This window comes from Pedobacter frigoris (genome assembly GCF_032678645.1).
Lineage (GTDB): Bacteria > Bacteroidota > Bacteroidia > Sphingobacteriales > Sphingobacteriaceae > Pedobacter > Pedobacter frigoris_A.
Genome location: NZ_JAVTSP010000005.1, coordinates 1 through 20,207, shown reverse-complemented (window position 1 = coordinate 20,207; position 20,207 = coordinate 1). Strand labels below are relative to the sequence as shown.

The following is a 20,207-nucleotide window of genomic DNA, read 5'->3' as shown; positions in this document are numbered from 1 at the left end:
ATAGGTTTTTGCTACTAAATCCGCTTTTATTAAGGCTGTTCATTTCGTTCAACTGTCGCCAACCAAAATATCTTCAAAAAATTAAGGGGTGATCCTATTCGAATCACCCCTTAATAACTATAAATTTATCTAGGAATTAACCTCTTGATTTAACTTTATGGCCGGCTGATGCAAAATAAACGATATATAAATAAGCTGGGATCATCGCATATAAAAATGCATGTTGAAAATCGATGTGTAATTTATCTTTCATAAAACCATACAGCAAAGGCCAAACCGCCCCTCCTGCAATACCCATAATCATAATGGCCGAGCCGGTTTTGGTAAACCTGCCGAGGCCTTTAATACCTAGAGGGAAAATAGCAGGCCACAATAATGAATTGGCCAGACCTAGCAAAGCTACAAACCAAAAGGAAATTACTCCACTAGTAAATACTGAAAGTACGGTAAATAAAATACCCACACTTGTACAAACCCTAAGTGCCGCTTGCTGACTGATGAATCTTGGTATCGTAATGATCCCTATTAAATAACCTACCAACATAAATCCTAAAGTAAATGCCGTAGCATTGTCTCTAAATACCTGAGGTACTGCACCCAGTTCCCTTGCATACGTTCCAATGATATCTCCTGCCATAACCTCTACAGCCACGCAAAAGAAAATCGCCAGCGATCCTAAAAACAAATGCGGATAACTGAATATGGTTTTAGAACTATTCGAAGCCTTTTCATTAACATCTTCCTCTTCAGTATTTACTTCAGGCAGACTAACAAACTTAAGGCCTATTGCAAACACTGCCAGCATAATTGCCAATGCGATATACGGTGCATGAAGCTGATCTAACAATTCATTTAAGATCGTTTGTTTCTCCACTTCAGTTGTAGCTTGGACCAGACGTGCCTCAGCTGCATTTGCACCTTTTAAAAGTAGGCTACCAAGTACAATCGGTGCAATCATCCCCGCTGCTTTATTACAAAAACCGGCTATTGCTATACGTTGCGCAGCACTATCAATTGGCCCGATGATACTTAGATAGGGATTCACCGCAGTTTGCAGCAAAGCCATACCAGAACCCTGCACAAAAATTGCTGTTAAGAATAAAACATAACTACTTTTTTCCGCTGCCGGAATAAATATCAAAGATCCTACCCCTAAAACTACCACACTCAGCACTAAACCATTATGAAAGCCGATCTTCTTAAGTATCCATGAACTCGGAATTGCCAGGAAAAAGTAAGCAATATATGAGGCAAAGGTTACCAGAAATGCCTGTAAGTCACTGTCCAGATCAAATGCCTTTTTTGCGAATGGAATTAAAGAGCCATTAGCCCATGTTATAAAGCCTAAGATGAAATAAAACGCACAGCATATCACCATTGTAAATACAGGTGTTCTGTTTTGAGGTTGGATTTGGTTCATTAGTTGGTTTAGATTTAATTTTGTAAGGTGCTCAGTTTTTAAGCTACTAAAAACTTCAGACGCTAAAGTATAAAAATATAAACAAGATCAAATCTACTTTTTCTACGCAAACGTTTGTCTAAAAAACTTCTTACAATATAAATCCATAAATTCTATCCAATACCCTTCACACATATAGCTTTTGTTCTTTTTCCACAAAGTAACTGATCCGCTTAGTAGCTCCCGTTTCTTTCCTAATCACCTCCTTGCCATTACTTTTGAGCTCCTTTTGCTCATACACTTCAAAATGCTTTGACAATTCATTTTTTTTCCTCCATTTGAGAAAGTCAAAACTATAAATCCTGCATTCCTTTATAATTTTTTTCAGCTTTTCTTCAGGTATCTTTTCAATAATGCTTTCCGGATGCACTTTGCTTCGGTACAATACTTCATTCTTGATGATATTTCCCACTCCGGCAAAAATATTCTGATCTAAAAGTACGTCACAGATTTTCTTGCCGCTCAGATTTTTTATTTTTTGAAGTGCTTTCGATGGATTCCACTGATCGCCCATCACATCTGCCTCCCAATCATAAACCTCATCTAAAGGCTGATCAATACGTTTAACCGTACACACGTAGAAATAAACATCATCATCATTAAAATGCAATGCTATTTTTGGATTTACCCGTTTTGGTTTGTGAAACTGATAGCTGCCAAACAATCCAAAGTGAATCCTGATCGTGAAGTCATTGAAACATACCAGGAAATGCTTACCCCAGCTTTTAAAGTCCATTATCTTCTTATGATGGATTGCATCCATGTCCACATCAGCATACCCTGATGCCTCCAATACAACCTTGTGTTTGAGATAAGAGATCTTTTCCTTTAAAATGACAATTGATGGTCCTTCTGGCATAAACTGGTTTTCTTATAAAACCAGAATCGTCTAACAATGTTTTTATCCGGGGCTTAGGTTTTTTAAACCCCGGTCAATTCGACAATAATCCTGGCTTCAGAATTCTTAAAGGCTTTAGCAGGAATCCTGAATTCTAATCTTTTCAATCCCTCCACTTTCATGTCGTACTCCAATGGCGGTGGATCTTTAGATACTATTTTGGTTTCCACATTTTTTAGGTCTTTAATCATCACCTTAAGCGACTTGCCATTTTGTTTCAATAATACTCCCCCTTCAATCACTTCAGCATCTGCCTGCGTCATCATTGCCCAGGTAATGCTTTGCGTCTGATCAGACAATTTCAACAGGTCTTCAACGACGAAAGTCTGTGCATCCTTTCTTTTAAAATTCCGTGTTGCAGCGCTAAGCTGGCCCTTAAAAACAGCGGTCAGGTCAAAGCTAGCCTCCGGATTATTTTTCGAATCTTTGAATTGAATCAGTGGCGCAAAACCACTGGCATTGTGCAATTGCTCATTTATAGTTAAGGTACTGTGTCCAAAATTATTCTTACTCAATAAAGTCCATCGTGGACTGCCCTGTGCGGAATTCCACAATCCGTTTACGCCGATGACATTCTCCAGCTCAAGGTAGTTTTGCATCCCAAGATCTACTGACCACCTCACTCCATTCAGTTCAAACACAAAAGAGCCAGCATCCATATTTCCATGGCTCAGGTTCGCAGCTCCTCCTTTTGCGCCCAAGTAAAACCCAGATTTATCCTTACTTGCAGCTCCGAAAATCACAACCGGGTTTACACCATCTCCCTTATAGTTTACAGGGAGCTCTTTCCGGCTTGTTTCTTTCGATTTGACCATCCAAACCAATGCTGCGCCATTTAATTTTGATGTGTTTTTACCATCTGTATCTGATTGGCCAACCAGATCTTTTAGTTGATTTTTATCAAAATAAACAGCATTACCAGATTTATGTGCAAACCAGGACAACAATTCCTGATTTTCAAGATTGTTGTTGCCTCCGCTGCCTGAATCAAAATAATTATAGTATAAGCCCGAAGGACCCGCCAGTTTTTTCACAAACAAAGCACTTTGAACGAATCCGGGTGATTGCGCAATACCAAAATCAGTTCCAAAGGCACTTTCCAATGCGGAAATCGTAATCAGCGTATAGGTAGTGCCATAAGCCCAATAAGACGCTCCCTCCGGATAAGCCCCATCAGGTGCGTATGCTTTTAATGCCCTGGGAATATTTTTCAATGCTCTTGATATGATTTGTGCAGATAGCTCAGGTTCCTGATCAGCAACAGCCACAGCAGCAGCCACCATACCTCCGTGACACACCTGGTTCCAGTTATTCGTGCCTGAAATCCAACCTTTGGGATTCTCCTTTAAACTCGGGTTCAATGCCTTGTTGATCAGCGCAGCCCTGACGATTTCCCTTGTAGACTGTGGTAAATCACCCAATGTCCAGTCTAATCCAATTGAAACAGCATAGGCCATTTCGCCGACATCTAAAAAATGACTGGGATTCCAGTCAGAATAACCACACACATTCAACAACTCGGCCTCCGCACGATTCAAAAAACGTGGCTCCTTTGAAATGGCGTAGACACTGGACAGTGTTCCTATCCGCTTTACAGCTTCTCTGGAAACACTCAGCAGACGCCTCCCCTCCAGTTTTCTTTCTAAAACCGGGATAGTTAAAAGTGCTTCTGCATTTTTGTACAGGAATTGGTAATAGGCCTTCAAAGCATCATCTTTAACTACTGCAGATTTAATTTCGGCTAAAGATTCATCCGTTAATATTAAATGAGGACCATTCTTTCTAAGGTTTGCTTTGATCCATGTTGCTGTGACTACCGTATCGGCTAAAGAAGTTGGTTGGTTTTGAAAGGCCAGAACTGGAGTTACAGCTGTGATTAAAATGACCATAAATAACAGTAGAGAGGATTTGATTAACTTCATGATATCGAGAATAATTTCGTTTGATCTATTATGAAAACGTATCCAAATCTAAATGTAGAAATAAATCTTTATTTCCTTTAAACCTCCATAAATACATTTCATCCAGATATTTACTTTTTTTCTAACTATCTGCATGAATACTTGCATAGTTTATATAAGTTTGTCTTATTAATAAACAAACCCCAATTAATGAAACATACAATTAAAGAATTAGAAGATATCGCTGCTCAGGTAAGAAGGGATATCGTTAGAATGGTACATGCCTGCCAATCGGGCCACCCTGGTGGATCATTAGGCTGTGCAGATTACTTTACTGCACTTTATTTTGAGGTAATGAACCACTCTACTGATTTTACTATGGATGGAAAAGGAGAAGACTTGTTTTTCCTTTCAAACGGACACATTTCTCCGGTTTTTTATAGTGTTCTTGCCAGATCTGGTTATTTTGAAGTTAGTGAACTGGCAACTTTCAGAAAACTGAATTCAAGGTTACAGGGACACCCTACTACTCACGAAGGTCTTCCTGGAATCAGGATCGCTTCAGGTTCTTTGGGACAGGGCATGTCTGTTGCTATCGGAGCAGCCCAGGCAAAAAAACTGAATAAAGACCATTCTATTGTATATTCTTTACATGGCGATGGTGAATTGCAGGAAGGACAAAACTGGGAAGCCATCATGTATGCGCCTTTCAATAAGGTTGATAACCTGATCTGTACTGTAGATTATAATGGTCAGCAGATCGATGGGCCAACTGAAAAAGTTCTTTCTCTTGAAAACCTTCAGGCTAAATTTGAGGCTTTCGGATGGCACGTGATCAATTCTGATGGTAATGATATGGATGCTATCGTAAAAGCTTTGCATTATGCAAAATCATTAACCGGAAAAGGGAAACCAATCCTGAACCTGATGAGTACCCAAATGGGATACGGTGTTGACTTCATGATGGGATCTCACAAATGGCATGGTGTGGCTCCTAATGATGAGCAATTGGCAACAGCTTTGGCGCAATTAACAAGTACCCTGAAAGATTATTAAGATAGAAACTAATGAAAAAGTATACATATACAGAAAAAAAAGATACTCGCTCTGGTTTCGGAGCTGGATTACTGGAAGCAGGGAAAAAAAATCCTGAGGTAGTGGCACTATGTGCTGACCTTATCGGTTCTTTGAAAATGGATGCATTTATCAAAGAGTTTCCTGAGCGTTTTTTCCAGATTGGTATTGCTGAAGCAAATATGATCGGCATCGCTGCCGGATTAACCATAGGTGGTAAAATTCCTTTCACAGGAACTTTCGCCAATTTCTCTACAGGCCGTGTTTATGACCAGATTCGTCAATCGGTAGCCTATTCTGATAAAAATGTAAAAATCTGTGCTTCGCATGCTGGCCTAACGCTGGGTGAAGATGGCGCTACTCACCAGATCCTTGAGGATATAGGTTTGATGAAAATGCTTCCTGGAATGACGGTAATCAATACTTGTGACTACAACCAAACCAAGGCAGCCACTATTGCTATTGCAGAGCATCATGGCCCTGTTTACCTGCGTTTCGGTCGTCCTGTAATCCCTGTATTTACTGATCCTGATCAGAAATTTGAAATCGGTAAAGCATGGATGGTAAACGAAGGTACTGATGTAACGATCATCGCTACCGGCCACATGGTATGGAAAGCAATTGAAGCTGGTGAAAAACTAGCTGAACTTGGTATAGATGCTGAAATCATCAATATTCACACCATCAAACCTTTAGACGAAGAAGCTATTCTAAAATCGGTAAAGAAAACAGGTTGTGTAGTTACTTGTGAAGAGCATAACAAATATGGAGGACTTGGAGAAAGTGTGGCAAGATTGCTTTCAACTGAATTACCTACTCCTCAGGAATTTGTAGCGGTGAACGATAGTTTCGGTGAAAGTGGCACTCCTGATCAGTTGATGACTAAGTACGGATTAGACAGTACTAACATTATTGAAGCTGCACAAAAAGTGATGAAAAGAGCAGGTAAATAACCAATAGCAGCTAATAAAAGAAAAATAATGAAGCAGGTTGAAGATTCAGAGATATTAGAGAAATTCTCCAATGAAAAAACTCGTAATGAAGCTTTCAACCTGCTTTTAAATAAATATCAGCAAAAAATTTACTGGCACATCCGCCGACTGGTGATTAATCATGATGACACGGATGATCTTGTTCAGGACGTATTCATCAAGGTCTGGAAAAACCTTGAAAAATTCCGCAGCGACTCTCAGCTGTACACATGGATTTACAGGATTGCCACCAATGAATCCATCACCTTTCTCAATAAAAAGAAACAACAAAACAATACTCCTATGGATGAAGTGTCCGGTGAACTGGCTGAAAGCCTGGTCGCAGCCTCTTATTTCAACGGAGATAAAATCCAGCTCAAATTACAGAAGGCTTTATTGACTTTACCGGAAAAACAACGCCTGATATTCAATATGAAATACTTTGATGAGCTTAAGTATGAGGAAATTGCTGAAATTACAGGAACGAGTGTAGGGGCTTTAAAGGCATCTTTTCACATCGCCGTAAAAAAAATTGAAGTTTTTATGCTAAATGAAGACATTACCTTTTAAACCTTTTGCCAATTAATACATCAATAGATACATAATGGAACAGAATTTAGAAAATAACGATTGGAAAAAGGAAGCCCCGCTATTGGCGAGCATGCCTCTAAACAATCCTTTCTCAGTTCCTGAAGGGTATTTTGAGGGGTTAGGTAATGAAATTTCCAACGCTGTATATCTTGAGGGATTGAAAGCAAAAGTAAATGGCAGTGGATTTAACACGCCAGAAAATTACTTTGACGGACTTAATGAAAATATTAACGCCGCTATTTTTGCTGAAAAGCTAAAAGCAGCGATTCCACAAGAGGGGTTTGAAGTCCCTGCTAACTATTTTGAGCAAATGCAATCCAGCATTCTTGCCAAAACAGTTCAGAGCACTCAGGTAAAAACGGAGCCAACTATTCTTCGTTTATGGCACTCTAAATTGGTTAAATATGCATCAGCAGCCTGTTTTGTGATTATTGCCGGTGTTGGTACAATTTATTTAAATAGTCAGCACGCAGATCCAAAATCACTTACTGCTGAGTTGTTTACTGAACAAATGCTGTACGATATTGATGAGGATGTAATTATTGAACATATCGAAGCTACTGAACCTAAACAGGCTCAGGCATCTGCTTCAGATGTTGCACTTGAGAGTTATATTCTCAACAACTATTCACAAAATGAAATCGCTGGTCTATAATTAACTATATATAATGAAACACATAATTATCATAGCGCTGTTCTTTTCCCTGCCATTCTTTGCCTTGGCGCAAAGGCCAGGAGGCGACAGAGGTGATGAGATTGAAGCTTATAAAATTGCCTTTTTAACGCAGAAACTTGACTTAAGTCCGGAAGAAGCAAAAATATTCTGGCCAATCTACACCAGCTGGCAAAAACAGCAATCTGATCTGCGTAAAGAACGTCAGCAAAAGATGATCAGTTTCAGAAAAATCACTGAAATAGAAGAGTTATCTGATAGTGAAGTGCAGACCTTAATTCAGAATGATTTTGCGATGAGACAGAGAGAATTAAACCTGGATGTCATCTACTATCGAAAGTTAAAGACTAGTCTTCCAATAAAAATTGTCGGCAAATTCTACCGTGCCCAGGAAGCCTTTAAAAGAGAACTCCTGAACAAGTACAGAGGCGGCAGACCGCAGTAAAAAGAATAATTTCGTAAGTTTGTGCCATGCTTACACAACGTCAGTTATTTCTGCAGCACAACGCACAAACTACTTTAGAACCACTTCTTCTCGAGTTTACAAAAGCAAGCGGGATGTATCTATATGATACCGAAGGTAAAAAATACATGGATCTGATTGCCGGTATCGGTGTCAGCAATGTAGGTCATTGCCACCCTGCGGTTGTAGATGCTGTAAAACAACAGGCCGAAAGTTACATGCACATCATGGTTTATGGGGAATTTGTACAAAGCCCACAGGTTAACTTTGCGAAAGCCCTTTCTGAGGTACTTCCTGAAAACCTGAATTCTACCTATTTTGTTAATTCAGGTGCCGAAGCTGTTGAAGGTGCGATGAAATTAGCTAAGCGGTATACACACCGAACTGAAATTATTGCCTGTAATCATTCCTACCATGGGAGTACACAAGGAGCTTTGAGTTTAATGGGAAATGAAGAGTTTAAACAAGCATACAGACCATTATTGCCCCACATCAAATTCATCAACTACAATGTAACGGCAGATCTGAATCAGATTACTAATAAAACCGCAGCTGTATTCATTGAAACCATACAGGGCGAAGCAGGTATTAGAATTGCCGACAAAGCCTGGTTTAAAGCCCTTAGAGAAAAATGCACCGCTACAGGCACATTGTTAGTCTTAGATGAAATTCAATGCGGTTTCGGGCGTACAGGAAAGCTTTTTGGGTTTGAGCACTTTGACATTGTTCCTGATATCTTGCTTTTAGCAAAGGGCATTGGAGGCGGTATGCCTATCGGAGCATTTGTCAGCTCAAGAGAGATTATGATTTCTTTGGCTACAAATCCAATATTGGGCCATATCACTACATTCGGTGGCCACCCGGTTAGCTGTGCTGCAGGCCTTGCCACACTTCAGACAATTTTGAAAGAGAACATTGTAAGCAACGTAGAAGATAAAGGAAATCTCTTTAAAAAGTTATTGAAACATCCGGCTATAAAGGAAGTCCGTGGTATAGGTCTAATGATCGCAATAGAATTTGAAGATTTCCTGACCAACAAAAAGATCATAGACGCCTGCATAGCAGACGGTGTTATCAGCGACTGGTTTCTGCATTGCAGCAATTCCATGCGCATTGCACCGCCATTGATCATTACCGAAAAAGAGATTGAAGAAGCTTGCAGGATTATACTGAAGAATATAGCGCAATCGGTAATATAATCAGCATATCACTCTCGTCATCCTAAACATTCACGTCATCTCGACGATAGGAGAGATCTTTTGGCTAGACATGATTCAAGAGATCTCTCCTATCGTCGAGATGACGACTTTCAGTAAGGAAATGATGAATTCCAGACTAACTCATCTTCTGTCTCTTGATCAAATAAGCTTGTAGTATCGGGAAAAAACCTTTGCTGATATCTGCATCGATCATATCGATCTTGTATTGTGTGCATTTCAATTGTATAGCCTGTCTGTAAGCATTCATTTTTTCCAGATACGCTTCTCTTACCTTGGAAGCATGGGCTTTAAGGACCGTCCCAGTTTCCATATCCACAAATTCATAAGGCCTGTTCTCAAACTCAAAATCTACTTCCTTAGCTTTGTCAGTCACATTAAAAATGATCACTTCATGTTTATTGAACTTCAGGTGCTGTAAAGCCGAAAATAAGGCCTCTGTATGATTTTCATCCTGCATCGTATTCAGCATATCACTAAAAATAACAACAAGTGAACGTTTATGAATGAGTTCTGCAATCTGATGCAGCGCTTGCTCCACATTTGTTTTCACATCCATTTTCTTTGCCCGGAGGGTCTGCTCAAGATGTGTAAACAGATATTTCTGATGTGTAGTGGTAGACTTTGCAGGTGTATTTAAAATCAAGTGATCTGTAAACAGACTAAGACCAAAGGCATCCCTTTGTCTCTTAAGTAAATAAATAAGGGCCGCTACTGCTTCTATCGAGAAATTGAGTTTATTATAGCCCTCCACAGGAAAATACATAGATGACGATACATCTATGATAAACTGACAGCGCAAATTGGTTTCCTCTTCGTAACGCTTACTAAATAGCTTATCTGTTCTCGCAAACAGTTTCCAGTCTATGTTTTTGACACTATCGCCAACATTATACAATCTGTGTTCTGCGAATTCAACGGAGAAACCATGAAAAGGACTTTTATGCAGTCCCGTAATAAACCCTTCAACTACCTGCCGGGCAAGCAATTCTAAATTACTGTTGAAGTGTGAGGCTTGTTCATCAAATGGTGACTGCATGATGTAAATATAAAAAAAAAGCGTTCATAAATTTATGAACGCTTTCTAAAGTATGTTGTGTTGTAAAGATTACAACTGTTTGTCTAATTTCTGTGCCAATACAGATTTTGGAACTGCACCAACTTGCTTATCTACAACTTCACCATTTTTGAAGTACAATAATGCAGGAATGTTGCGGATACCAAATTGGGTAGAGATTTGAGGATTGTTGTCAACGTTTACTTTACCAACAACTGCTTTCCCTTCATATTCTTTTGAGATCTCGTCTACAACTGGTCCTACCATGCGACATGGTCCACACCACTCTGCCCAAAAATCAACCAAAACGGGTTTATCTGATTTTAATACAACTTCCTCGAAGTTTGCATCTGTAATTTCCAAAGCCATAATTTCTATTTTTTATTTTGCAAATATATAATCAATTGTAATGCCATCAATTTACTAATGTCAAAATGACATTAGTTCAACTTAGGGTTAACGTTTAAAGTTTCTAATTGTTCTAATAAATCATTGCAAGGATTGATTTTAAGTGATTTGGAGGGCATTTTGATGTTTACATTTTGCTCCCTGTCGTAAATTTCAAAAAGTAGCTGACAATTCTGAATATCTGTAGTTGCCTTATTGTCTTCCAGGATGGCATGAATCTGACTCATAAAATCATCAGTAATCCGTTCTATCGGAACTTGTATGGTAACGCTCTTTGCCAATTTATCACGTAATTCAGAAAGCAGGTTAATCGAAGTGATCTTAAACTCCCAATCCCCTTCCTTTCTAAACCGCTCTCCCACTCTGCCCCTGATCTGCAAAAAGTATCCTTCCGTAAGGAATTGCTTAAACTTGATAAAATCATCACCAAACAAGGCCAGCTCACAACTGTCATCGTAATCTTCAAACATCATCGTTCCGAATGGTTTACCCGTCTTCGTCATTCGCTGAGCAGCCATAACCACCAAACCACCTACTACAAGCTCACGGTTTTTGATACCTTCAAATTCCGCGAGCACCTCCTCATTGGTGTCCCCACTTCGGATCTTATTCACAATGGAAAGGTGTTTCACCTTTTGCTGGCAGAAACGATCTAGTTCCAGGCGATAGTTATCCAGAGGATGCCCGCTCAGGAAGATTCCAATAGCATCTTTTTCATATTTCAGACGGTCTATCAAGCTCCATTCAGGAGCTACCGGTAGTGAAGGTTCAGAAATCAGATCTGCTACACCTCCTCCAAACAAAGAAGACTGAGAGGACGACTCATTATTTTGAAAGTCATTCGCATATTTGATCAGCTTTTCAATGCCATTCATCCTATCGTTCATCCCCACGAAAAAGTACTGTGCCCTGTGCGAACCAAAGCCGTCAAAAGCTCCGCTATACACAAAACTCTCATATGCTTTTTTGTTTACCGTACGAGTATTCGATCTTCTGGCAAAGTCATACACATCAGCATACATCCCTTTAGCGACACGCTCTTCTATGATACTTTCAACAGCCTTATCTCCCACCCCTTTAATTCCAGACAATCCAAAACGAACTTCGCCCTGGGCATTTACGGAGAACTTAATATCAGACTCGTTGACATCCGGTCCTAGTACCTGCACCCCCATCTGCTTACATTCTTCCATAAAGAAAGCTACCTGCTTGATGTCACTCATGTTGTTGGAAAGAACCGCAGCCATATATTCCGCAGGATAATGTGCTTTGAGATAGGCAGTTTGGTAGGCAATCCAGGCATAACAGGTAGAGTGCGATTTATTAAAAGCATAGGATGCAAATGCTTCCCAGTCTTTCCAGATCTTTTCTAATGTAGCTGCATCATGTCCTTTTTCAGCTGCCTGAGCCACAAACTTAGGCTTCATCTTATCCAGTACATCCTTCTGCTTCTTACCCATTGCCTTACGCAAAACGTCGGCCTCACCCTTAGTAAAACCAGCGAGCTTTTGCGACAAAAGCATCACCTGCTCCTGGTAAACTGTAATTCCGTAAGTTTCTTTTAAGTATTCCTCACAGGCATCAAGGTCATATTTAATTTCTTCCTCACCATTCTTTCTGCGTACAAAGCTTGGAATATACTCCAGAGGTCCCGGTCTGTATAATGCGTTCATCGCAATCAGGTCACCGAAAACCGTAGGTTTTAGCTCCTTCATGTATTTCTGCATACCATTACTCTCGTACTGGAATATACCAATCGTCTCACCTCGCTGGAACAACTCGTAAGTCTTCACATCGTCTATCGGAAAAATATCAGGATCGAGCTCTATTCCATGTCCCAGTTTCACCAGCTTTACAGTGTCTTTGATCAGGGTTAATGTCTTCAGCCCAAGAAAGTCCATCTTCAGCAATCCGGCACTTTCAACAACAGAGTTGTCAAATTGGGTAACATATAAATCTGAATCTTTCGCCGTTGCCACGGGCACGAAATTGGTAATGTCATCGGGGGTGATAATTACCCCACAGGCATGAATACCAGTATTTCTTAATGAACCCTCCAGGATCTGTGCCTGCATGATGGTCTCAGCAGTCAGGTTTTTAGCCCCTGCCATGGCCTTCAGTTCCAGAACCTTCTCATATTCATCCGCACGCAGCGCTTCTTTCAGTACCTTTTCCTCCAGGTTGAAGATCTTTGCGAGCTTCATGTTGGGAATCAGTTTCGCTACCTTATCCGCTTCAAATAATGGCAGGTCCAGCACTCGCGCTGTATCTCTTATCGAAGACTTAGCCGCCATCGTACCATAAGTAATGATCTGAGCTACCTGATTCGAACCGTATTTCTGAATTACGTAATCCATTACACGTCCGCGGCCCTCGTCATCAAAGTCGATATCAATATCGGGCATCGACACACGGTCAGGATTCAGGAAACGCTCAAAAAGGAGATCATACTTAATCGGATCGATGTTCGTAATCCACAGGCAATAAGCCACTACAGACCCTGCTGCAGAACCACGGCCCGGACCCACAGATACATCCAGATTTCTTGCTTCCCGGATAAAATCCTGTACAATCAAAAAGTATCCAGGATAACCCGTTTTTTCGATCGTCTGCAGCTCAAAATCCAGTCGCTCAATAATATCCGGGGTCAGTTCCCCATATCGTTTCTTAGCACCCTCATAAGTCAGGTAGCGCAGGTATTTATTTTCTCCGCGTTTACCTCCGTCTTCATCATCCTCAGCCACTAAAAACTGCTCCGGAATATCAAATTTAGGCAAGAGTACCTCACGTGCCAGTTTAAAGATCTCAATCTTGTCTACAATCTCCTGGATATTCAATATGGCTTCAGGAAGATCGGCAAACAGGGCTTTCATTTCATCAGAAGATTTGAAATAATACTCCTGATTAGGCAATCCGTATCGGTAACCGCGACCACTTCCAATCTGCGTGGCCTGCTTTTCTCCGTCCTTTACACACAATAAAATATCATGTGCATTTGCGTCTTTTTTGTTGATATAATAAGTATTATTGGTCGCCACCAATTTCACCTCATGTTTCTTTGCAAGTGAAATTAAGGATGCATTCACAATATTCTCATCGTCCTGATTGTGGCGCATCACCTCCATGTAGAAATCCGAACCGAATTGTGCTTTCCACCACAGTAAAGCATCTTCAGCCTGGCGCTCACCGATATTTAACAACTTGCTGGCAATCTCCCCATAAAGGTTTCCCGACAAGACAATAATGTCCTCTTTGTATTTTTCAATGGCCGCACGGTCAACTCTGGGCACATAATAGAACCCTTTGGTATAAGCTATGGAAGAAAGTTTTGCAAGATTGTGATAGCCATTCTTATTCTTGGCCAGCAACACGATCTGATAACCGTTGTCCTTTCTCTTTTTATCTTCGTGATCATCACACACAAAGAACTCACATCCAACGATCGGTTTTATGATGGTTTCTGTAGGCTCTTCTCCTTTTTCTACTGCAGCCGCATTCTTGGCTTCAGCGCCCTTGTTATAGTTCAGCACCTGGTTTACAAAATGGAAGGCACCCATCATATTCGCGTGGTCAGTCATCGCAACTGCCGGCATTTTCTGCGCAGCTGTAGCTTTGATCAGGTCTGGGATATTGATGGTGGATTGTAGTACTGAAAATTGTGTGTGGTTATGTAAATGGGCAAAAGCAGCATTTTTAAGCTCCTCTTTATTAACCTGTAAAGTTTCTTTCGAAGGACCGCCACTGGTTTTCTTAAGGCGCTTTCTGATATCATCTGACGCAGCTTTCAGATTGATATGCGTTAGTCCAACCTTATTTACAGAACCTGGGTTATGTTCTTTAAAGCGTTTTAGATAATCCGGTGTACATTGCAACTGATCCTGTCTGAAAATCTCCAGTTTAATCAGCTGTAAAAAACAACGCGTAGTAGCCTCAACGTCGGCGGTAGCATTGTGAGCTTCAGAAAAAGGCTCTCCAAATAAGTATTGATGTAACTCCGTTAAGGTGGGAAGCTTAAACCTTCCTCCTCTTCCTCCCGGAAGTTTCAGCAGGTCGGCCGTGGTCTCCGTACAGGTATCCAAAACAGGCATTTGTGCAAGCGGACTTTCGACACCCATCCTATGCAATTCACAGCCCATAATATTGACGTCAAATCCGATATTCTGACCAACAATAAATTTTGATTTTGCTAAAGCGGCATTAAATTTCTCTAAAACTTCAGCAAGCACGATCCCCTGTTCTTCAGCAAGTTCGGTAGAGATACCGTGAATCCGCTCTGCATCATAAGGAATATTAAATCCATCCGGCTTTACCAGGTAGTCCTGGTTTTCAATCAGGTTTCCTAATTCATCGTGAAGCTGCCAGGCAATCTGTATACACCTTGGCCAATTATCCGTATCGGTAATTGGCGCATTCCAGTTACGTGGTAAACCTGTAGTCTCAGTATCGAAAATTAAGTACATAGCTGTAGTAAAATTGCTCCTTTCAGAAATCAAAAATGATTGATCAAAAATAAGGAATTTTAACCGCCTAATGTCAGACGTTGATAAAATTAGTTTGGATTATGCATGCACAATTTCCAGGGCTGGTGTGCTTTTGTGCTCCTGAGATACCAGCTTAGCAGTATCATAACCCTTTTCATGGCAACGCTCGATAATAGCAACCAAAAGCGCTTCATCAATTTCGGGTTTCCGCGCCATAATGAAAAGATGCTTATGCTTCGGATGACCTACAACAGTATAAGAATAATCGGCGGCCAGTTCAATCACCCAATAATCCATTTTAAAAGGCCAAATGATCTGCGCCTTCATTTTTGCATTTCCCGTACCTCTTACTACAGCCAGTTTTGAACGTACATACTTCTGCTTTTCTTCTCCGGGAACTCTATATGTGGTAAATGCCGCATAATATCCATCTGGGTGAATGACATAGGTCTGAATAGTTTGCTTCCAATCCTTATCCAAAAAACCAGGAATAGAATACAGAGAAAACCACTTCCCTGCATAGGCCATAATATCAACTTTTTGTACCGGTACATTATCCATATTACCCCCCTTATTTATCTCTTTGCAGCAAATGTAAATTCTTTATCATAAAACCAATGGCTTAGAATAAAGTTTTCAAAAGCATTTTTTTAACTAAGCTAAATTTATAACTTCGGCATGAAGAGATTCATTTAGTTACCTAACCAAAGTACATAAGAAAATGGATTTGCACAAAAATAAAATGCAAATTCTGTAACCTTTAAAATTTTAATACTATGAAGATAACGGTTGTAGGTGCAGGAGCAGTAGGCGCCACTTGCGCGGATAATATTGCCAGAAAAGAGTTAGCAGAAGAACTTATTCTATTAGACATCAAAGAAGGATTTGCAGAAGGCAAATCAATAGACATGATGCAAACAGCCGCTTTACTAGGCTTCGACACAAAAATCAAAGGTGTTACCAATGATTATGCAAGTACTGCGGGATCTGAAGTTGTTGTCATTACCTCCGGACTTCCGCGTAAACCTGGAATGACCCGTGAAGAATTGATCGGCATTAATGCCGGTATCGTAAAAGGTGTTACCGAGAATATCTTAAAACATTCTCCTGATGCAATTATTATTGTGGTATCCAATCCAATGGACACCATGAATTACCTGACATTCAAAACATCAGGCCTGCCTAAAAACCGCATCATCGGAATGGGTGGAGCATTGGACTCTTCAAGGTTCAAATATTACCTGAGTCAGGAACTTGGATGTTCTCCTTCAGACCTTAATGCTGTTGTGATTGGCGGCCATGGAGATACGACCATGATCCCTTTAATCAATCACGCAACCTGGAACAGCATCCCTGTCACCCAGTTGTTGAGCAAGGAACAGCAGGATAAAGTCGTAGCAGCTACGATGGTTGGCGGAGCGACATTAACAGGTCTTATAGGAACTTCAGCATGGTATGCTCCTGGTGCGGGTACAGCTGCAATGGTTGAAAGTATTGTTAGGGATGAAAAGAAATTAATCTCCTCCGGAGTATACCTTGAAGGTGAGTACGGACAAGAAGATATTTCGTTGGTTGTCCCTGTCATTCTTGGAAAAAATGGGGTTGAAAAGATCCTTGATTTTAAATTGAGCAGCGACGAACAAGCTACATTTAATAAAAGTGCTGATGCTGTGAGGAACATGAACAATGTACTAACTGAGATGAAATTGATATAATAGATGAGGACAATCACTGTTCCCCTTATTTTAATAAGCTTACAAGACGACGGTTTCCACTTATTAGTGGAAATTGTTGTTTTCGGGCAGAAATTACTTGCCGTTGTAGATACCGGAGCTTCCAGATCGGTATTCGACCAAACCTTTATCAAAGCACACCTCAAAGACCTGGAAGCCCCTGAAGAAACACATGCGACTACGCTATTTGCTACCTCCAGTACTTTCCAGGCCCTCATACCCAAACTCAAAATAGGCCGGCTGAAGCTTCAGGATTACAACGCTGTTGCCCTCGACCTCGAAACTGTAAATCAGGCCTATCAAGATCTAGGACATCCACAGGTGATCGCCATTATTGGAAGTGACTTGTTACTGAAATATCAGGCTGTCATCAATTATAAGAAAATGAAGCTCTACCTGTATGAGTCTTTTTGATTCTCAATTCTTTCATATTCATTTCTTTTAAATTTCCTTATAAACATTTTGCCCGTCATCTCGAACGAGGCACGAGGAGAGATCTTTGTCGCCTCCAACCTTAAAAGATCTCTCCTGAGGTCGAGATGACGAACCTCTCCGCCCTTTACTTCATAAAATCATTCCTCAGCAAATCGAGCATCCTTTCCAGGATCCCTTCAATAGCGTCACATACCTTTGGCTTCGGTCTCCTGTTATTATCCAGACTTTTCAACGAAATCTCTTCAGTACCAACTGTGGTCACATTCGCCGCGAAGAAACCCATGGTGGCTTTCATCTTGCCCTTCTCTACAGGAAATACGCCCGTGCGGATAAACAGTTCGATGAACAAAGCCAATTGGCTTACCGACAAACTAAGCGGCAATTTAAAATCAAACTTCTCCGCCCTTTCTTTAAAGTTCTGCACCGGCTCAGCAACATGCTCCTTCACAAACTCAGTTAAATAAACCAATTCACCTGAAATGTAATGCTCCAGCAATTCCCTTATTCCAGGTCTGCCTGGCTTATAAAACACATTGGGTTTTACATCCAGAGGTTTTATTTCTTTCAAATACCAATTAAACCGCAGCACCTGCTCCTTCACCGTTTGATGACCATCTACATCCGCAGCGATGAATTTCCTGCACCAGGTAAAAAACGTACTCTTATTAAAGTTCAGGTAAATGAGTTCAACTACCATTTTCCTGTTCCAGTCTTTGATCTTATTGCTTCTGAGTACTCTTAACAGATGTGCCATTAGCAATTTGGTATACTTCTGCTCTAAGTAACTACAGGTTTCCAAAACACAATGACCGGAAACATAATCCAGAATCAGGTCCTGCAACAACACATCCACTTCCTTCGAACGCAGCTTGGCCAGCAATACATTCCGGTCTTCCATCAGCTGTCTGGCAGAGCCGATCCTGAAACTATCCGGCACCGGCAGACTCAGGTCAAAATACTTGCTCAGGTCTTTTTCGATGTAATTCAGAATGGTTTTCACTCCAGCTTTTAGGTGCATATACACATCAATACACCCTTCACACAACCTTACTTCGCTAAAAATTTCAGCAGCTTCAGGCCTGATGATTGCATAAATCAGGTCCAGAATATTGATAGCGCCACTTACATGCAATTGGATATATCTTTCCAGATGAGGATCATCATATTCATCACACAGCACATTTTTAATGGTGTCAGTGATCCTCGAGGTTTCAATGTCAATGCTGAGCTTTAGTTCTTCAATAGGGCTTGTTTTTAATGTAGTTTCAATGTTTTTAGGATGAAGGTCGTTCTTTAACAATCTTTCAAACTGCGTTAATTCAAATTTTGCTTTGTTAGTCATAAATAATTAGAAAATATTAAAATTTTTATTCCTGCTTCGGCTTAGTTAGCCGTTTTAGCATTGTATCCTCACCGATATAAAAAACTTTAATCTTCCCTATGACCGAAAAAACCGCATTGGACTGCGGTTTTTTTTCATTTTAAAGCGGACAGCTTGTGCTGAACTCGTTTTGCTTCGCAGCTGCTTCGTGGTCAGTATGATCCTATCAGCTTAGACGCAACCACTCTGGCTCACCCCAAGCTATTTACAGTATGAACCAGAATTAAAATATTGTTGTGAAAAAGGGAGGAGGCTAGTAGTGGCCTCTTAAGGAGAAAATATTAAGAACAATAATTTCAGTTCCATCGATTTTATAAACCAGCCGATGTTCATTATTTATTCTTCGCGACCATCTTCCGGATAATTCATGCTTTAGCTCCTCGGGTTTGCCAATTCCTTCAAAGGGACTTTCCTGAATAGCTAATATCAATTGCTGAATTTTCTTCTGAACTGGTTTGTTACCAGATTTTTCCCAGTATTTTAAATGCTCTTTTGCCTTTGGGGTTAAGATTACTTCCACAGATTATTGACATCTATTTTAATACCCTTACCGTTTTTGATATCTTCCTCACCTTGAAGAATCATCTTTACAAATTCAGGATCATAAGGACTGCCTTCAACCTTAAAATCAATCTTCAACGCTTTCATAAAAGCCTTAATAGCAGCCAGCTGCTCTTTGGTTTTTGGTTGTACAATTAGCGTTTCCATATTACAAAAATAGCAAATATTCTGCCAATAAGATACTGCTCCAATATTCTGATGAACACCTCCCTTAGATACCAATTCTTTTACTGCCATAATCACTCGTACTTAGACTGCAAATATAAACAATATTTCAAATATTAACCAATAATTAATTATTTGTGATATAAAGCAATATCTTGCAGAAAATTCCAATATTCTGAATTCCCTTTCACTCAAAATAAATCAAAGAACTCGTTTTTTTGCGGTGGCCAGCCTGTGCTGACCTTGTCGTTACGTCATCCTGAACTCGTTTCAGGATCCCGGAGTAGAAAGTCCTCCTCCCCAATTCTTTGGCTGTTTTCTCAAAAAATTGACTTGGTTTGCCCCAGCCGTCACGCTACTTTTATATCTTCCCTCCCATATCCTTTATCATTTTTTCTCTCTTCAATAAGTGCTCGGTCTGTATCATCCTGATTTTTTCCAGCAAATCATTCTCTTGCTTCAACTTCTCTCTTTCCTTTTTCAAAAACTCCAGCTCCATCATCACCGATTCGTAGAGTTTCTTATAACTAAGTCTCATAATGTTTAATTTTCTTTTCCTCCATACACCAACGCATCCTCCAAAGTCTTAACACCGTCACCAATCCTCATATCCACATCATCTACTCCATCGAACAAAGAAATATACCCGCGGTTGACACGGTAAAGCTGCCACAACACCTCCGGCGTAAACTGCTCCAGATCCAGAACAGTCTCTATCCCAAACTCAGCGATAAACTCC

20 protein-coding genes are annotated in these 20,207 nt (G+C 40.3%); 8 read left to right on the top strand and 12 right to left on the bottom strand.

Going from position 1 to position 20,207, the window contains the following annotated elements; all coding sequences use genetic code 11:
* Positions 1–136 precede the first annotated feature (136 nt).
* From R2Q78_RS16235 to R2Q78_RS16225, 3 genes are all read right to left on the bottom strand, one after another.
* Entirely contained in the window at positions 137–1,420 is a 1,284-nt protein-coding gene (locus R2Q78_RS16235) for a sugar MFS transporter (RefSeq protein WP_316793588.1), read from the bottom strand.
* Positions 1,421–1,586: 166 nt separating this feature from the next.
* The gene (locus R2Q78_RS16230; RefSeq protein WP_316793587.1) at positions 1,587–2,318 is read right to left on the bottom strand and encodes an endonuclease; all 732 of its coding nucleotides are present in this window, start codon (positions 2,316–2,318) and stop codon (positions 1,587–1,589) included.
* Between the two features lie 62 nt (positions 2,319–2,380).
* A complete protein-coding gene (locus R2Q78_RS16225) occupies positions 2,381–4,279 on the bottom strand; it encodes a heparinase II/III family protein (protein ID WP_316793586.1) in 1,899 nt (632 codons plus the stop codon).
* Positions 4,280–4,468: 189 nt separating this feature from the next.
* On the opposite strand from R2Q78_RS16225, the gene R2Q78_RS16220 reads away from it, so the two are divergent.
* The 6 genes from R2Q78_RS16220 to R2Q78_RS16195 are packed head-to-tail and all read left to right on the top strand — an operon-like array spanning position 4,469 to position 9,229.
* Positions 4,469–5,314, top strand: coding sequence for a transketolase (locus R2Q78_RS16220; protein ID WP_316793585.1), 846 nt, complete (start codon positions 4,469–4,471; stop codon positions 5,312–5,314).
* Between the two features lie 11 nt (positions 5,315–5,325).
* Positions 5,326–6,285: a transketolase family protein gene (locus R2Q78_RS16215; protein WP_316793584.1), complete on the top strand. Its 960-nt coding sequence runs from the start codon at positions 5,326–5,328 to the stop codon at positions 6,283–6,285.
* A 27-nt stretch (positions 6,286–6,312) separates the two neighbouring features.
* On the top strand, positions 6,313–6,873 hold the full coding sequence (locus R2Q78_RS16210) for an RNA polymerase sigma factor (RefSeq protein ID WP_316793583.1): 561 nt from the start codon (positions 6,313–6,315) through the stop codon (positions 6,871–6,873).
* 34 nt (positions 6,874–6,907) lie between these two features.
* Positions 6,908–7,549, top strand: a complete 642-nt coding sequence (locus tag R2Q78_RS16205) for a hypothetical protein (protein ID WP_316793582.1) — start codon at positions 6,908–6,910, stop codon at positions 7,547–7,549.
* 13 nt (positions 7,550–7,562) lie between these two features.
* A complete protein-coding gene (locus R2Q78_RS16200) occupies positions 7,563–8,012 on the top strand; it encodes a hypothetical protein (RefSeq protein WP_316793581.1) in 450 nt (149 codons plus the stop codon).
* A gap of 26 nt (positions 8,013–8,038) precedes the next feature.
* A complete protein-coding gene (locus R2Q78_RS16195; RefSeq protein ID WP_316793580.1) occupies positions 8,039–9,229 on the top strand; it encodes an aspartate aminotransferase family protein in 1,191 nt (396 codons plus the stop codon).
* 136 nt (positions 9,230–9,365) lie between these two features.
* Here R2Q78_RS16195 and R2Q78_RS16190 read toward each other — a convergent pair whose 3' ends face one another.
* The 4 genes from R2Q78_RS16190 to R2Q78_RS16175 all read right to left on the bottom strand — a co-directional run bounded on the left by R2Q78_RS16190 (position 9,366) and on the right by R2Q78_RS16175 (position 15,754).
* Positions 9,366–10,286, bottom strand: coding sequence for a DUF58 domain-containing protein (locus R2Q78_RS16190; protein WP_316793579.1), 921 nt, complete (start codon positions 10,284–10,286; stop codon positions 9,366–9,368).
* Between the two features lie 69 nt (positions 10,287–10,355).
* Entirely contained in the window at positions 10,356–10,673 is a 318-nt protein-coding gene (trxA, locus tag R2Q78_RS16185) for a thioredoxin (RefSeq protein WP_136835311.1), read from the bottom strand.
* A gap of 71 nt (positions 10,674–10,744) precedes the next feature.
* Positions 10,745–15,172: a DNA polymerase III subunit alpha gene (gene dnaE / locus R2Q78_RS16180; RefSeq protein WP_316793578.1), complete on the bottom strand. Its 4,428-nt coding sequence runs from the start codon at positions 15,170–15,172 to the stop codon at positions 10,745–10,747.
* A 99-nt stretch (positions 15,173–15,271) separates the two neighbouring features.
* Positions 15,272–15,754 carry a lipocalin family protein gene (locus R2Q78_RS16175; protein ID WP_316793577.1) on the bottom strand — a complete coding sequence of 161 codons (483 nt, stop codon included), beginning with the start codon at positions 15,752–15,754 and terminating at the stop codon, positions 15,272–15,274.
* A 215-nt stretch (positions 15,755–15,969) separates the two neighbouring features.
* On the opposite strand from R2Q78_RS16175, the gene mdh reads away from it, so the two are divergent.
* Both mdh and R2Q78_RS16165 read left to right on the top strand, forming a co-directional pair.
* Complete coding sequence (gene mdh / locus R2Q78_RS16170) at positions 15,970–16,908, top strand: malate dehydrogenase (protein ID WP_316793576.1); 939 nt, start codon at positions 15,970–15,972, stop codon at positions 16,906–16,908.
* A gap of 3 nt (positions 16,909–16,911) precedes the next feature.
* A complete protein-coding gene (locus tag R2Q78_RS16165; RefSeq protein ID WP_316793575.1) occupies positions 16,912–17,340 on the top strand; it encodes a retropepsin-like aspartic protease in 429 nt (142 codons plus the stop codon).
* A 145-nt stretch (positions 17,341–17,485) separates the two neighbouring features.
* Here the strand turns inward: R2Q78_RS16165 and R2Q78_RS16160 are convergent, their stop codons facing one another.
* The 5 genes from R2Q78_RS16160 to R2Q78_RS16140 all read right to left on the bottom strand — a co-directional run.
* Positions 17,486–18,703 (bottom strand): hypothetical protein, encoded by a 1,218-nt coding sequence (locus R2Q78_RS16160; RefSeq protein ID WP_316793574.1) that lies wholly within the window; start codon positions 18,701–18,703, stop codon positions 17,486–17,488.
* 292 nt (positions 18,704–18,995) lie between these two features.
* Positions 18,996–19,262 carry a Txe/YoeB family addiction module toxin gene (locus tag R2Q78_RS16155; RefSeq protein WP_316793573.1) on the bottom strand — a complete coding sequence of 89 codons (267 nt, stop codon included), beginning with the start codon at positions 19,260–19,262 and terminating at the stop codon, positions 18,996–18,998.
* A complete protein-coding gene (locus R2Q78_RS16150; RefSeq protein ID WP_316793572.1) occupies positions 19,253–19,540 on the bottom strand; it encodes a DUF2683 family protein in 288 nt (95 codons plus the stop codon). Before R2Q78_RS16150 ends, R2Q78_RS16155 begins: the two co-directional genes overlap by 10 nt.
* A 289-nt stretch (positions 19,541–19,829) precedes the next feature.
* Positions 19,830–20,006, bottom strand: coding sequence for a hypothetical protein (locus R2Q78_RS16145; RefSeq protein ID WP_316793571.1), 177 nt, complete (start codon positions 20,004–20,006; stop codon positions 19,830–19,832).
* Positions 20,007–20,011: 5 nt separating this feature from the next.
* Positions 20,012–20,207: hypothetical protein (locus R2Q78_RS16140; RefSeq protein WP_316793570.1), on the bottom strand; the 196-nt coding region annotated here is incomplete at its 5' end.

What these genes read in the sequence shown, in the direction of transcription:
- R2Q78_RS16235 (WP_316793588.1), bottom strand. Translation starts at nt 1,420, where the DNA reads ATGAACCAAATCCAACCTCAAAACAGAACACCTGTATTTACAATGGTG.
- R2Q78_RS16230 (WP_316793587.1), bottom strand. Translation starts at nt 2,318, where the DNA reads ATGCCAGAAGGACCATCAATTGTCATTTTAAAGGAAAAGATCTCTTAT.
- R2Q78_RS16225 (WP_316793586.1), bottom strand. Translation starts at nt 4,279, where the DNA reads ATGAAGTTAATCAAATCCTCTCTACTGTTATTTATGGTCATTTTAATC.
- R2Q78_RS16220 (WP_316793585.1), top strand. Translation starts at nt 4,469, where the DNA reads ATGAAACATACAATTAAAGAATTAGAAGATATCGCTGCTCAGGTAAGA.
- R2Q78_RS16215 (WP_316793584.1), top strand. Translation starts at nt 5,326, where the DNA reads ATGAAAAAGTATACATATACAGAAAAAAAAGATACTCGCTCTGGTTTC.
- R2Q78_RS16210 (WP_316793583.1), top strand. Translation starts at nt 6,313, where the DNA reads ATGAAGCAGGTTGAAGATTCAGAGATATTAGAGAAATTCTCCAATGAA.
- R2Q78_RS16205 (WP_316793582.1), top strand. Translation starts at nt 6,908, where the DNA reads ATGGAACAGAATTTAGAAAATAACGATTGGAAAAAGGAAGCCCCGCTA.
- R2Q78_RS16200 (WP_316793581.1), top strand. Translation starts at nt 7,563, where the DNA reads ATGAAACACATAATTATCATAGCGCTGTTCTTTTCCCTGCCATTCTTT.
- R2Q78_RS16195 (WP_316793580.1), top strand. Translation starts at nt 8,039, where the DNA reads ATGCTTACACAACGTCAGTTATTTCTGCAGCACAACGCACAAACTACT.
- R2Q78_RS16190 (WP_316793579.1), bottom strand. Translation starts at nt 10,286, where the DNA reads ATGCAGTCACCATTTGATGAACAAGCCTCACACTTCAACAGTAATTTA.
- trxA (WP_136835311.1), bottom strand. Translation starts at nt 10,673, where the DNA reads ATGGCTTTGGAAATTACAGATGCAAACTTCGAGGAAGTTGTATTAAAA.
- dnaE (WP_316793578.1), bottom strand. Translation starts at nt 15,172, where the DNA reads ATGTACTTAATTTTCGATACTGAGACTACAGGTTTACCACGTAACTGG.
- R2Q78_RS16175 (WP_316793577.1), bottom strand. Translation starts at nt 15,754, where the DNA reads ATGGATAATGTACCGGTACAAAAAGTTGATATTATGGCCTATGCAGGG.
- mdh (WP_316793576.1), top strand. Translation starts at nt 15,970, where the DNA reads ATGAAGATAACGGTTGTAGGTGCAGGAGCAGTAGGCGCCACTTGCGCG.
- R2Q78_RS16165 (WP_316793575.1), top strand. Translation starts at nt 16,912, where the DNA reads ATGAGGACAATCACTGTTCCCCTTATTTTAATAAGCTTACAAGACGAC.
- R2Q78_RS16160 (WP_316793574.1), bottom strand. Translation starts at nt 18,703, where the DNA reads ATGACTAACAAAGCAAAATTTGAATTAACGCAGTTTGAAAGATTGTTA.
- R2Q78_RS16150 (WP_316793572.1), bottom strand. Translation starts at nt 19,540, where the DNA reads ATGGCAGTAAAAGAATTGGTATCTAAGGGAGGTGTTCATCAGAATATT.
- R2Q78_RS16145 (WP_316793571.1), bottom strand. Translation starts at nt 20,006, where the DNA reads ATGAGACTTAGTTATAAGAAACTCTACGAATCGGTGATGATGGAGCTG.